Here is an 11854-nt window from a genome sequence, read left to right as displayed (position 1 = left end):
AACAATCGTTAACGGTGATGCCCCTCAATGCCCAAGCCGATCAAGGCCCCCAAAGCCGCCCCAGAGAACACGTTGATTGCCCTTTTCGAGGAAGAGGCCGCCGCGGCGATCGCCGCGCTGAAGCCGGCACAGGCGAAGTTCCTGACGGCGAAAAGCTTTACCGGTAAGGCGGGCAGCCTGATCGTCCTGCCGGAAGAGAGCGGCTGCCGCGCCTGGTTCGGCCTGGGTGCGCGCAAGAATTACACGCCGATGACTTTCCGCGCCCTGCCATCGCAATTGCCGAAGGGTTTGTGGGCCCTGCAACATGACGCGGAACTGGATGCTCATTCCATCCATGTCGCCTGGGGATTAGGCGCCTACAGCTTCACGCGCTATAAATCGGGCAGCACGCCGAGTGAAGTCAGGCTCGATGACTCGGCGCTCGACGAGGCGACGAAAACCGCCGTGGCGCGCGAGGTCAGGGCGCACAATCTGGTGCGAGATCTGGTCAATACGCCGACCAACGATATGGGGCCGGCGGAGATAGAGGCCGAGGCGCGCCGCATCGCCGGGGCGCATGGCGCCGCGATCCAGGTGACGGTTGGCGATGATCTGCTGGCCGAAAACTTTCCCGCCGTTCACGCCGTTGGTCGTGCCGCCGGGCCGAACAACCAGCCGCGCTTTATCGAGATCACCTGGCAGCCGGCGGGTGTGCCCGGTCCGCTCCCGGTGGTCGCCCTGGTCGGCAAGGGCGTGGCCTTCGATACCGGCGGTCTGAATATCAAGGGTGGCGCCGGCATGGGGCTGATGAAGAAGGATATGGGCGGCGCGGCCCATGCGCTCGCCCTGGCCGATTGGGTGATGGCCAGCCAGTTGCCGGTGGCGCTGTCCGTATTGATCCCGGCGGTGGAAAATTCGATTTCAGGCGATGCCTTCCGGCCGGGCGATATCCTGGCCTCACGCGCCGGTCTTTCGATCGAGATCGGCAATACCGATGCCGAGGGCCGGCTGATCCTGGCCGATGCCCTGGCGCGGGCGGGCGAACTGGAACCGGCCCTGACCGTCGACTTCGCCACGCTTACCGGTGCGGCGCGCGTGGCCCTGGGGCCGGAGGTCATTCCCTTCTATACCGATGACGAGGATGTGGCGCGGCAACTGGAAGTGGCCTCGATCGCCCAGAACGACCCCCTGTGGCGGATGCCGCTGTGGAAGGGCTATACTGATGCGCTGGATTCCGACATCGCCGATATCCGTAACGATCCGGCCGGCTGGGCACAGGGCGGTTCGGTGACGGCGGCGCTTTTCCTGCAACGCTTCGCGCCGAAATCAGGCGCCTGGGTGCATTTCGACATCTATGCCTGGAATCCGCGCGGCCGGGCCGGTTCCCCCGTTGGGGCCGAGGCGCAGGCGCTTAGGGCGGTATATCAGTTGCTGACATCTTACTGAAATCATCCGTGTTAAGACCTGCTTTAAGTTTTCATAAAATTCCGGATTTCTCAGGAAATCCGGCAAGGGCGACCGCCCGCCCGAGCTGATGCGAGGTAAGCCGCGCGGCGCTTGAGCGCATAAAGACTCTGTTGACCTTGGCCGTTAAGGCGATCTTTGCATCCGTATCGTAGAGTGACCATATAAGGCGCAGAGTACGTGCGCCACGGTGATAGTGACCTGCAGAAGGTATACGGCTTTATGACGCAGATGAGTGATGATCCTTTCGACAAGCGCACCACGCCCTTCAAGGATGGCGTGACCGATCAGGCGCATGAGGGCCTGATCCGCGCCAAGACCTATGTCGCCGGTGAGGTGCTCTCCTGTTACGATGCTTCGGCGCCGATCCTGTCGCAGCCGGAACACGGCGCGGAACAGTGGGATCAGTTGCTGATGGGCGAGCGCTTCAAGGTCATCGAGCGCAAGCATGATTATTTCTGGGGCCAGGCCCTGCGCGACGGCTATGTCGGCTATGTGCCCGTATCGGCTTTCAAGCGCGACTGGTACCTGCCGACACATTATGTCTCAACCCTGCGTACTTACGTCTTCGCCGGTCCGAACCTGAAATCCTCGACGTTGACCGCGCTCAGCCACAATGCGCTGGTCTCGGTCACGCGTTATGAAAATGGCTTTGCCTATATCAATGAAATGGGCTGGGTGTTTGCCAATCACCTGTCGACCTTCGAGACCTTCGCGCCGGATTTCGTCAGCGTGGCCGAAAGTTATATCAATGCGCCCTATCAGTGGGGCGGCCGCGAAAGCCTGGGCCTGGATTGCTCCGGCCTGCTGCAACAGGCGCTCTATGCCTCAGGTTACGGCTGCCCGCGTGATTCCGATATGCAAATGAAGCTGGGCTTAGCCCTCGATATCGGGCCTGACCTGCGCGGTCTGGTGCGCGGCGACCTGGTGTTCTGGAAGGGCCATGTCGCCATCATGACCGATGATGTGCATATCATCCATGCCAACGCCCACCACATGAAGGTGGCCATCGAACCTCTGGCCGATGCCGTTAATCGCATCGATTCATGCGGTTCGGGTATGCCGCTGGCGTTCAGGCGTTTGTAAGAACTTTCTCCTCCCCTGCAAAGCGGGGGAGGTGGCGCGGCTTGTCCGCGACGGAGGGGGCCAACCCGCCGCGACATTTACCCCTCCGTCAGCGACACCGGCGCTAAAGCGCCTCGCGCTGCCACCTCCCCTCCAAGAAGGGAGGATAAGACATGAAAAACCCCGCCGGAATGATCCGGCGGGGTTTTTGTTTTGCGTTTGTATCCGCTTATTTAGAAGCAGCTTCCGCGGCTGCCGGTGACGCAGCAGCGCCTTCGGAGGCAGCGGCCGGATTCGGCGCCGGCACGGCGTAGCCGGTCGAGCCCTGGCTATGCAGGTAGGCGATCAGATTGATGCGGTCTTCCGGCTTCTTGACGCCGACGAAGGTCATCTTGGTGCCCTTGACCACTTTCGACGGCGCGCCTAGGAAGGCGTAGATGGCATCCCACGACCAGTTCGGCACCTCCTTGGCGTGCGCCTTCATGGCGTCGGAATAGTCCATGCCGGGGTGCGAGGCGACCGGACGGCCGACCACGCCCCACAGGTTCGGACCTATGGCGTTCGGACCGCCATTGGCGTTATTGTGGCAGGAGGTACACTTGGTCTGGAAGGTCTTTTCGCCGGCGGCGATATCGGCGGTCGGGATCACCGTGCCCCAGTCGGGCGGCGTATCGACGGCGGCAGCAGCCCCGCCTTCGCCACCGGTATCGGCGACCTCGATATGATAACCGGCCTTTTCGGGCGCTTCACGATGATAGATGGCTTCGGCGCCGAGCTTGACGCCCATGATCACCAGACCGGTCGCCAGGACCGCACCGAGAATTTTGTTTACCTGAAGGTCGCCGCTCATGTCGCCAAGTTACCCTGTTGATTCATTAGTGCCCGAAGCTTAGGCCACCCGTGACGTGTGTCAATATGTGGCGAAAGCAAGGCTTATTGATCTACTTGCGTTTGGCTCTCTGACACGCTACCGGCATTTTCGCAAGCTTACTTTTAGCCCCGCGGGGCTAAATTAGAGCCATGCGTGGCATTTCGTCGCACTTAATCCGCTCAGACGCCGCGAGGCTCCTCGCATCAGCTCGGGCGCACTTTGTGCTTGCCAAAACCGGGACCGGTTTTGGAAATTTCTGAGGTTGAGGACTACCATGAACACGCAAACCATTCGCAAGATCGCCTATCAGGGCGAGCCGGGGGCTTTCAGCCATCAGGCCATAAAGCGCTGGTTTGGCGAATTTACCCCGGCGCCTTACCCCACCTTCGAAGCCGCCTTTGCCGCCGTGCGCGATGGCGAATGCGAACTGGGCATGATCCCGGTCGAGAATTCCGTCGCCGGCCGCGTCACCGACGTTCATCACCTGCTGCCCAATTCCGGCCTGAAGATCATCGGAGAGCGCTTTCTGCCGATCGAGATGATCCTGATGGGCGTGCCGGAAACGAAACTGGAAAATATCCGGGTGGCCGCCTCGCATACCATGGCCCTGCTGCAATGCCGCAAGGCGCTGCGCGAACTGAACATCACCGCCGAGGTCTTCCACGATACCGCCGGCGCCGCGCGGGCGCTTTCCGAGACCCGCGAACTGGACCGCGCTGTCATCGCACCGGAGCCGGCCGCTGAGCTTTACGGCCTGAAAATCCTGCGCCGCCATATGGAAGACGCGCAAAACAACACAACGCGCTTCCTGATCCTGACGACGGAAGACCGCGTGGTCGAGCCTGAGCCAGGCATCGACTGCATGACCAGCTTCATCTTCCGCGTGAAGAATATCCCGGCTTCGCTCTACAAGGCGCTGGGCGGTTTCGCCACCAATGGCGTCAACATGACCAAGCTGGAGAGCTATATCGAAAACGGCGTTTTCGCCTCGACCGTCTTCTATTGCGATGTCGAAGGCCGGCCAACCGAAGGCGGGCTGAAACAGGCGCTGGAAGAACTGAACTTCTTCGCCGTCGATGTCGAGATCCTCGGCACCTATCCGCTCGATCCGTTCCGCAATTCCGAGGGGCAGCGCTGATGTCCGATGACCGTTTGACGGCGCTGGAAGAACTGACGGCGCACCAGGCGAAGACCATAGACGAACTGTCGGAACAGGTCACCGAACAGTGGAAGGTCATCGACCGGATGAAACGGATGCTGGAGCGCCTGGGCGAACGGCTGGAAACCATGGAATCCGGCGCGGGCGAGGTGCCGGTGACCAAGCCGCCGCATTACTGAACTTTCTCCTCCCCTGCGAAGCGGGGGAGGTGGCAGCGCGAGGCCCAAAGGGCCGGTGTCGCTGACGGAGGGGGTATTTCAGCCAGAGAAGAGGCCCCCTCCGTCTCGACGCGCTACGCTTGCTCGACACCTCCCCCGCTTCGCAGGGGAGGAAGTCACTTCTTCCTGCTGACCAGTCTCGAACCTATCAGGAAGACGATCCCATCGATCTGCTCAGTGATCGCGCTCACGACGCTGCATTAAGCGCGTCCTGATCGCTTTCCGGCGCGGGCGGTTCCGGCCGCCGTTCCTTGCGGCGCTCGGGGCCTTCATATTTCGAATCCGTCCGACGGCGGCGCTCCGGCCCAAAGAAACTGTTCAGCTTAAAAAACGGACGTGGATGATCGACGATGGACACGACCTTGCGGTACAGCTCATTGGCCGTGACCGGCTTGCAGCAGAATTCCGTCACGCCGGCATCGCGCGCATCCACCACATGCGAGCGCTCAGAATGCGCGGTCAGCATGATGATGGGCACAAACCGATTGGCGCTGTCCGACGACTTGCGTACCAGGTTCACAAACTCGATGCCGTTCAGCACCTCCATCTGGTAATCAACGATAACGATATCGATGGCGTCATGCTTGAGGCGGTGGAAGGCTTCCGTGGCGTCGCGCGCTTCGAATATATGCACCGCGCCAAAGCCGCGCAGAATGGTTTTCACAATATTCGTCATGTGGCCGTTGTCTTCGACGACCAGAAATCTGACGCGTTCCAAGCTGGCTAGTTTCATGCTCCGCACCCGATTGATGCTATCAATTAGGCGGGCAGTCTAGCCGAACAGGGTTACCGGAAATTTTACAAAGTTCGCAAAAGCAACCTTTATTTCTTAGCGCTGACCTCAGCATAGACCGCATCGAAGGTATCCGGCACGATGGGGCCGGCGATCTTGTCGGTGATAGTGCCGTCCGGGCTGACGATAAAGGTCTCCGGCACACCGGTGATCCCCAGCGCCAGAGCCATCTTGCCCTCCGGATCGGTCAGGGTTTTCGCATACGGATTATCGTGCTGGGCCAGGAAGGTCAGGGTGTTCTGCGGCTCGTCCTTCCAGGCGATGCCGATAATCGTCACGCCCTTGGCCTTCAGCGCCATCAGTTGCGGATTTTCGGCGACGCACGGCATGCACCACGAGGCGAAGACATTGACCAGCACCGGTTTGTCATGCCCCGCCACCAGCGCCTTCAACGAGGCCGGCGTGCCATCCTGCAGGTCGTTGATCACCACTTCGGGCACCGCCTTGCCGACCATTTCACGCGGCTCCAGCCGTTCCTTCTTGTGGAAATTGTAATAGCCCAGCACGGCCAGCAGGCCGACAAACAGCACCAGCGGGGCGAAGTAGATCAGGCGTTTCATTTGGTCTCCACGGCGGCCTGCAAAGCTTCCAGCACCTTGCGACGTTTGGCCTGTGCGCGCAGAGACACGATGATCAACGCGCCCAGAGCCAAAGCCGTGGCGCCATAGCAGCCCCAGACGAAGACGACATATTTGCCCATATTAAGGTCCATAAGCGCTCCTAGTTGAAACTGAGCCGGGCGCGTAAAGCGCGGTACTTGCGGGCGAGGATTTCGCTATCGAGCCGCACCAGGAACAGCCAGGCAAACAGGGCGTGATAGGCCGCCACCATGACGAACAGCGGCCACAGCATGTCCGGCGCGACCGTCGGCCCGCCCTTGACGAAGATCGAATCCCCCTGGTGCAGGCTGTTCCACCACTGCACAGAAAAATGCACGATCGGCAGGTTGACCAGACCAACCAGGGCCAGGATCGCGGTCGACTTCGCGGCTCGCACCTCATCCTCGATCGAGGCATGAAGCGCGATATAGCCGATATAGAAGAGGAAGAGGATCAGTTCGGAGGTCATGCGGCCGTCCCATTGCCACGGCGTGCCCCACATCGGCATCCCCCACAGGGCACCGGTCAGGAGGGCCAGGCCGGTAAAGACCGCTCCGATCGGCGCCATCGCTTTCGCCGCGACATCGGCCAGCGCATGACGGAAGATCAGGCCGAAAAAGCTGGCAATCCCCATGGCGGCATAGACGGTCAGGCCCATCCAGGCCGCCGGCACATGGACATACATGATCCGCACCGTATCGCCCTGCTGGTAATCCTCCGGCGAGGCAAAGCAGAGATAAAGCCCCCAGACGAACAGCAGCGCCGTCACCCCCGCCAGCCACGGCCGCAGGGGCCGCGTGACGCGGGTAAAGCGTTCCGGATTGGCTAGGAAATTGATCATGCTCCGGACATACGGGGTTTGGCGATGTTCGGCAAGGGGCGTCAAATGTGGCTTTTTCGCGTTAACCTTCTGATTGCAGTTATTTGCTAAACTCGTCTGAATCGCTGGGAGCGTATGACATGCAGTTCGGGTATTTTCTTCTCGCCCTGATCTTCGGCCTGACCTTCGCCGTCTATTATTTCGACGTGCGCAAGGATTGCCGCTGGATCTCATGGCTGGCCGCCATTGTCATGACAGGCTTCTGCATCGCCATCGACCGACTGGTGGAAAACGCGAACCTCGCCCATCTGATCATACAGCTCTCGATCCTGCTGATGCTGGGCCTGAGCATTCCGGCGCGTTACTGGTTCGGCCATGCCAATGCCCGCCGCGTCACCTATCGCGAGCACCATATCAAGGCCACCCGCTATCTGCCGTGGTGATTAGCTGAGGGCGCCTCTGAGCGCCGCCCCCATAGCAATAGGACCGAGCGCCAGGGCGAACAGAGCATAGGCCGCCAGAAAAGCCAGCGCCTGTAACGGAGAGGCGCTTGTTTGCACCGCCTGCATCAGGCCGGCGCCGAAGATCACCGGCGGCACGTAGAAGGGCAGGACCAGCAGGGCCATCAGCACCCCGCCCTTGCGCGATCCCAAGGCCAGTGAGGCGCCGATCCCGCCGATAAGGGCAAAACTCAAAGACCCCAGAAACGCCGAGACTAGTCCCATCAGCGCCAGCGACACCGGCGCACCGAGGATGATCATGACGATCGGCGTCATCAGCGACAGGATCACGCCGGTGCCGAACCATTGGCTGAGGCATTTCAGCAGGGCGATCAGTTCCAGCGGCAAGGGACCGAGGCGCAAGGTATCGAACACCGCGTCCTCATAATCGCGCTCGAACAGACGCTCCAGAGACAGCAGGCTGGAGAGCGCCAGGCACAACCAGGTTAGTCCGGCGGCGATGCGGGAAAGCACGGCCTGATCGGGACCGAGGCTCAAGGGGATCATGGCCATCAGGGTCAGGTAGAAGCCGACCGCCAGCAGCGGCCCGCCGCCCTTGGTGAGGGACAAGCCGAGATCGCGTTTGAGAAGGGTGAGGGCGGGGCGGATCATCCTTCTCCTCCCCTGTAGCGCAGCGCCACGGCAACTTCGTTGTGAGGGAGGTGTCGAGCAACGCGCGGACCGCAGGTCGAAGCGCGTCGAGACGGAGGGGGCGACACTGCATCCGAAATGCCCCCTCCGTCAGCGACACCAGCCCTTCGGGCTTCGCGCTGCCACCTCCCCCGCTTTGCAGGGGAGGAGAAGTTGACCATCACCTCAAACACTCGCGGCCTCGCGTTCCTTTGCCGTCGGGCGTTCGAGTTTCAGACCGCGCGTCTCAAACGGCAGCGGATCATGCACCGCCGCGATGATCATGCCGCCTTCGGACAGGTGCTTCTGCATGAGCCCGGCGATGAGCGCGCGATGACCAACATCGAGCGGCGCCATCGGTTCATCGAGCAGCCACAGCGGTCGCTTCACCATCAGCAGGCGCGCAAACGACAGCCGGCGTTTCTGCCCCGCCGAGAGATAGCGCGTTTCCAGATCCATCAGGCCCAGCAGGTTCAGTTGCTCGATCCCGGCCACCTCGCCGCCCAGAAAGTCGGCCTGGAATTTCAGCTCCTGCGCCACCGTCCGCGAGGGGCTCAGGGCATCGTGGTGACCGAGGAAATGGGTCATGCTGCCATGCCATATTTCCGGCTCAATCTGCACATCATTCTCATGCGCAGAAATCGTGCCTGCGTGGGGCATAAGAAACCCTGCCAGAGTACGTAAAAGAGTCGTTTTTCCGACGCCGTTTTCGCCCGTCAGGCTAATCACCTCACCGGGCTTTATTTCAAAATTCAGGTTGTGAATCAAAAGGTTGTAGCCTTTTTTAAGGCTCAATCCCTCAACCTTCACATTCAACCCCATAAAATAACCCTTTTCGCGCCAAGGCTTCGCATGGTTCTGGCATAGACGAAAACAAATAGAAAGTTTAGAAGGCAGATGCTCCGCCTTCAAGGTATTGCAGCGCAATGTCCGGACCCTGTGCGTCCCTCATTGTTTTGTTTGACGCGCCAAAAGCGCTTAGGCACGCGCATTCTTGAATTACAGTTTGCCATCGTGGCGACTGGGCGGGCTAACCTGAAAAGGACACCGCGTAAATGTCTTCCGTTGACTCGTTCAAGTCAAAAGCCGAACTCAAGGTCGGCGACAAAACCTACACCTACTACGATCTGAAAGCCGCCGAAGCCAATGGCCTCGAAGGCGTCTCACAGCTCCCCGCCTCGCTGAAGGTGTTGCTGGAAAATCTCCTCCGCAACGAAGACGGCGACACCGTCAAGGCTGACGACATCCGCGCCATGGCCGCCTGGGTCAAGAACAAGGGCGCCGTCGAACACGAAATCTCCTTCCGCCCGGCCCGCGTGCTGATGCAGGATTTCACTGGCGTTCCGGCCGTCGTCGACCTGGCCGCCATGCGCGACGCCATGGTCAAGCTCGGCGCCGATCCGGCGAAGATCAACCCGCTGAACCCCGTCGACCTCGTGATCGACCACTCGGTCATGGTCGACTATTTCGGCCACGGAGACAGCTTCACCCGCAACGTCGATCGTGAATATGAGCGCAATATCGAGCGCTACAACTTCCTGCGCTGGGGTTCCTCGGCCTTCAACAACTTCCGCGTCGTGCCTCCCGGCACCGGCATCTGCCACCAGGTGAACCTGGAATACCTGGCCCAGACCGTCTGGACCAACGTCGCTGATGGCGGTGAAGTGGCCTATCCGGACACCGTGGTCGGCACCGACTCGCACACCACCATGGTCAACGGCCTGTCGGTCCTCGGCTGGGGCGTCGGCGGCATCGAGGCCGAAGCCGCCATGCTCGGCCAGCCGATCCCCATGCTGATCCCGGAAGTTATCGGCTTCAAGCTGACCGGCAAGCTGCCGGAAGGCGCCACCGCCACCGACCTGGTGCTGACCGTCACCCAGATGCTGCGCAAGAAGGGCGTCGTCGGCAAGTTCGTCGAATATTACGGCGACGGCATCGCCAACCTGACCCTGGAAGACCAGGCCACCATCGCCAACATGGCCCCGGAATACGGCGCCACCTGCGGCTTCTTCCCGATCTCGCAGCCGACCATCAACTACCTGGCCGAAACCGGCCGCACGCCGGAACGCGTCGCCCTGGTCGAAGCCTATGCCAAGGCGCAAGGCCTGTGGCTGGAGCCCGGCCACGAGCCGGTCTTCACCGACACGCTCGAACTCGACCTCGGCTCGGTCCTGCCGTCGCTGGCCGGTCCGAAGCGCCCGCAAGACCGCGTCCTGCTCTCCGACGCCGCCACCGCCTTCACCTCGGCCCTGCAAGGCGAGTTCGGCAAGGCCGGTGACGAATCGAAGCGCGTCCCGGTCGAAGGTGCCGACTTCACCGTCGGCCACGGCGATGTGGTGATCGCCGCCATCACCTCCTGCACCAACACCTCGAACCCTTCGGTCCTGATCGCCGCCGGTCTCGTGGCCCGCAAGGCGCGCGCCCTGGGCCTGAAGGTCAAGCCGTGGGTCAAGACCTCGCTGGCCCCCGGCTCGCAGGTCGTCACCGATTACCTGAACTCGGCCGGCCTGACCGAAGACCTCGACGCTATGGGCTTCAACCTCGTCGGTTACGGCTGCACCACCTGTATCGGTAACTCAGGCCCGCTGCCGGAAGCCATCTCGGCCGCCGTCAATTCGGGCGATCTGGTCGCCGCCTCGGTGCTCTCCGGCAACCGTAACTTCGAAGGCCGCGTCAACCCCGATGTCCGCGCCAACTACCTGGCTTCGCCGCCGCTGGTCGTGGCCTATGCCATCGCCGGCTCGCTGAACATCGACCTGACCAAGGACGCGATCGGCACCGGTTCGGACGGTCAGGACGTTTATCTCAAGGACATCTGGCCGACGACGCAGGAAGTCACCGACATGCAGCGCAAGCATGTCACCAACGCCATGTTCGCCAGCCGTTATTCCGACGTCTTCAAGGGCGACAAGCACTGGCAGGCCATCCCGGTGGCCGGTGGCCAGACCTATGGCTGGGACGAGGCCTCGACCTATGTCGCCAACCCGCCCTATTTCGACGGCATGACCATGACGCCGGACAAGGTGACCGATATCGTCGAAGCTCGCGTGCTCGGCGTCTTCGGTGACTCGATCACCACCGACCACATTTCGCCCGCCGGTTCCTTCAAGGCTGCTTCGCCGGCCGGCAAGTACCTGATCGACCGTGGCGTCCCCGTCTCGGAATTCAACGGTTACGGCGCCCGCCGCGGCAACCATGAAGTCATGATGCGCGGCACCTTCGCCAATATCCGCATCCGTAACAAGATGACCCCGGAAATCGAAGGCGGCGTGACCAAGCACTTCCCGTCCGGCGATGTCATGCCGATCTATGACGCCGCCATGCGTTACCAGTCGGAAGGCCGCAACCTGGTTGTCTTCGCCGGCAAGGAATACGGCACCGGTTCGTCGCGTGACTGGGCTGCCAAGGGCACCAAGCTGCTGGGCGTCCGCGCCGTCATCGCTGAATCGTTCGAGCGCATCCACCGCTCGAACCTGGTCGGCATGGGCGTGCTGCCGCTCCAGTTCAAGGTCGATGGTTGGGCCAAGCTCGGCCTGACCGGTGAAGAGATTGTCACCATCCGCGGCCTGGAAAACCTCAGCCCGCGTCAGGAACTGATCGTTGAGCTGTTCCGCGCCTCGGACGGCAAGGTGGCCCGCTTCCCGGTCCGCTGCCGCATCGATACGCCGACCGAACTGGAATACTACAAGAACGGCGGTGTCATGCCGTACGTCCTGCGTAACCTGGCCCGCGGCGTTGCCGAAGCTGCTGAGTAGA

At 61.5% G+C, this 11854-nt stretch carries 13 protein-coding genes; 6 read left to right on the top strand and 7 right to left on the bottom strand.

The genetic code is table 11. From position 1 onward, the window contains the following. The first annotated feature begins 27 nt into the window (after positions 1-27). Positions 28-1425 carry a leucyl aminopeptidase family protein gene (locus BLO49_RS15060; RefSeq protein WP_090650109.1) on the top strand — a complete coding sequence of 466 codons (1398 nt, stop codon included), beginning with the start codon at positions 28-30 and terminating at the stop codon, positions 1423-1425. 249 nt (positions 1426-1674) lie between these two features. Then, complete coding sequence (locus BLO49_RS15055; RefSeq protein WP_245679058.1) at positions 1675-2529, top strand: C40 family peptidase; 855 nt, start codon at positions 1675-1677, stop codon at positions 2527-2529. Positions 2530-2737: 208 nt separating this feature from the next. Here BLO49_RS15055 and BLO49_RS15050 read toward each other — a convergent pair whose 3' ends face one another. Beyond that, positions 2738-3358 (bottom strand): c-type cytochrome, encoded by a 621-nt coding sequence (locus BLO49_RS15050; RefSeq protein WP_090650108.1) that lies wholly within the window; start codon positions 3356-3358, stop codon positions 2738-2740. Positions 3359-3653: 295 nt separating this feature from the next. Here BLO49_RS15050 and BLO49_RS15045 point away from each other — a divergent pair, with 295 nt between their 5' ends. Together BLO49_RS15045 and BLO49_RS15040 are read left to right on the top strand one after the other, a co-directional pair. Further along, a complete protein-coding gene (locus tag BLO49_RS15045; protein ID WP_090650106.1) occupies positions 3654-4517 on the top strand; it encodes a prephenate dehydratase in 864 nt (287 codons plus the stop codon). Beyond that, a complete protein-coding gene (locus tag BLO49_RS15040) occupies positions 4517-4717 on the top strand; it encodes a SlyX family protein (RefSeq protein ID WP_090650105.1) in 201 nt (66 codons plus the stop codon). Before BLO49_RS15045 ends, BLO49_RS15040 begins: the two co-directional genes overlap by 1 nt. 226 nt (positions 4718-4943) lie before the next feature. Here BLO49_RS15040 and BLO49_RS15035 read toward each other — a convergent pair whose 3' ends face one another. From BLO49_RS15035 to BLO49_RS15020, 4 genes are all read right to left on the bottom strand, one after another. Further along, positions 4944-5489, bottom strand: a complete 546-nt coding sequence (locus tag BLO49_RS15035) for a response regulator (protein WP_090650104.1) — start codon at positions 5487-5489, stop codon at positions 4944-4946. Between the two features lie 89 nt (positions 5490-5578). Further along, a complete protein-coding gene (locus BLO49_RS15030) occupies positions 5579-6109 on the bottom strand; it encodes a DsbE family thiol:disulfide interchange protein (RefSeq protein WP_090650102.1) in 531 nt (176 codons plus the stop codon). Further along, entirely contained in the window at positions 6106-6261 is a 156-nt protein-coding gene (ccmD, locus tag BLO49_RS15025) for a heme exporter protein CcmD (protein WP_090650101.1), read from the bottom strand. Before ccmD ends, BLO49_RS15030 begins: the two co-directional genes overlap by 4 nt. Positions 6262-6269: 8 nt before the next feature. Continuing rightward, positions 6270-6989, bottom strand: a complete 720-nt coding sequence (locus BLO49_RS15020; RefSeq protein WP_090650099.1) for a heme ABC transporter permease — start codon at positions 6987-6989, stop codon at positions 6270-6272. Positions 6990-7108: 119 nt separating this feature from the next. Here BLO49_RS15020 and BLO49_RS15015 point away from each other — a divergent pair, with 119 nt between their 5' ends. Next, on the top strand, positions 7109-7411 hold the full coding sequence (locus BLO49_RS15015; protein ID WP_090650098.1) for a hypothetical protein: 303 nt from the start codon (positions 7109-7111) through the stop codon (positions 7409-7411). On the opposite strand, the gene ccmB is transcribed toward BLO49_RS15015, so the two are convergent. Continuing rightward, entirely contained in the window at positions 7412-8080 is a 669-nt protein-coding gene (gene ccmB / locus BLO49_RS15010) for a heme exporter protein CcmB (RefSeq protein ID WP_090650096.1), read from the bottom strand. It lies immediately after the preceding gene. 204 nt (positions 8081-8284) lie between these two features. After that, a complete protein-coding gene (gene ccmA / locus BLO49_RS15005) occupies positions 8285-8920 on the bottom strand; it encodes a heme ABC exporter ATP-binding protein CcmA (RefSeq protein WP_090650095.1) in 636 nt (211 codons plus the stop codon). 233 nt (positions 8921-9153) lie between these two features. On the opposite strand from ccmA, the gene acnA reads away from it, so the two are divergent. Then, complete coding sequence (acnA, locus tag BLO49_RS15000) at positions 9154-11853, top strand: aconitate hydratase AcnA (RefSeq protein ID WP_090650093.1); 2700 nt, start codon at positions 9154-9156, stop codon at positions 11851-11853. Position 11854: the final 1 nt, after the last annotated feature.

It is taken from the genome of Asticcacaulis taihuensis (assembly GCF_900100255.1).
In the GTDB taxonomy this organism is placed as follows: Bacteria; Pseudomonadota; Alphaproteobacteria; order Caulobacterales; family Caulobacteraceae; genus Asticcacaulis; species Asticcacaulis taihuensis.
This window is presented reverse-complemented; position numbering and strand designations above follow the sequence as displayed.

What these genes read in the sequence shown, in the direction of transcription:
- BLO49_RS15060 (WP_090650109.1), top strand. Translation starts at nt 28, where the DNA reads ATGCCCAAGCCGATCAAGGCCCCCAAAGCCGCCCCAGAGAACACGTTG.
- BLO49_RS15055 (WP_245679058.1), top strand. Translation starts at nt 1,675, where the DNA reads ATGAGTGATGATCCTTTCGACAAGCGCACCACGCCCTTCAAGGATGGC.
- BLO49_RS15050 (WP_090650108.1), bottom strand. Translation starts at nt 3,358, where the DNA reads ATGAGCGGCGACCTTCAGGTAAACAAAATTCTCGGTGCGGTCCTGGCG.
- BLO49_RS15045 (WP_090650106.1), top strand. Translation starts at nt 3,654, where the DNA reads ATGAACACGCAAACCATTCGCAAGATCGCCTATCAGGGCGAGCCGGGG.
- BLO49_RS15040 (WP_090650105.1), top strand. Translation starts at nt 4,517, where the DNA reads ATGTCCGATGACCGTTTGACGGCGCTGGAAGAACTGACGGCGCACCAG.
- BLO49_RS15035 (WP_090650104.1), bottom strand. Translation starts at nt 5,489, where the DNA reads ATGAAACTAGCCAGCTTGGAACGCGTCAGATTTCTGGTCGTCGAAGAC.
- BLO49_RS15030 (WP_090650102.1), bottom strand. Translation starts at nt 6,109, where the DNA reads ATGAAACGCCTGATCTACTTCGCCCCGCTGGTGCTGTTTGTCGGCCTG.
- ccmD (WP_090650101.1), bottom strand. Translation starts at nt 6,261, where the DNA reads ATGGACCTTAATATGGGCAAATATGTCGTCTTCGTCTGGGGCTGCTAT.
- BLO49_RS15020 (WP_090650099.1), bottom strand. Translation starts at nt 6,989, where the DNA reads ATGATCAATTTCCTAGCCAATCCGGAACGCTTTACCCGCGTCACGCGG.
- BLO49_RS15015 (WP_090650098.1), top strand. Translation starts at nt 7,109, where the DNA reads ATGCAGTTCGGGTATTTTCTTCTCGCCCTGATCTTCGGCCTGACCTTC.
- ccmB (WP_090650096.1), bottom strand. Translation starts at nt 8,080, where the DNA reads ATGATCCGCCCCGCCCTCACCCTTCTCAAACGCGATCTCGGCTTGTCC.
- ccmA (WP_090650095.1), bottom strand. Translation starts at nt 8,920, where the DNA reads ATGGGGTTGAATGTGAAGGTTGAGGGATTGAGCCTTAAAAAAGGCTAC.
- acnA (WP_090650093.1), top strand. Translation starts at nt 9,154, where the DNA reads ATGTCTTCCGTTGACTCGTTCAAGTCAAAAGCCGAACTCAAGGTCGGC.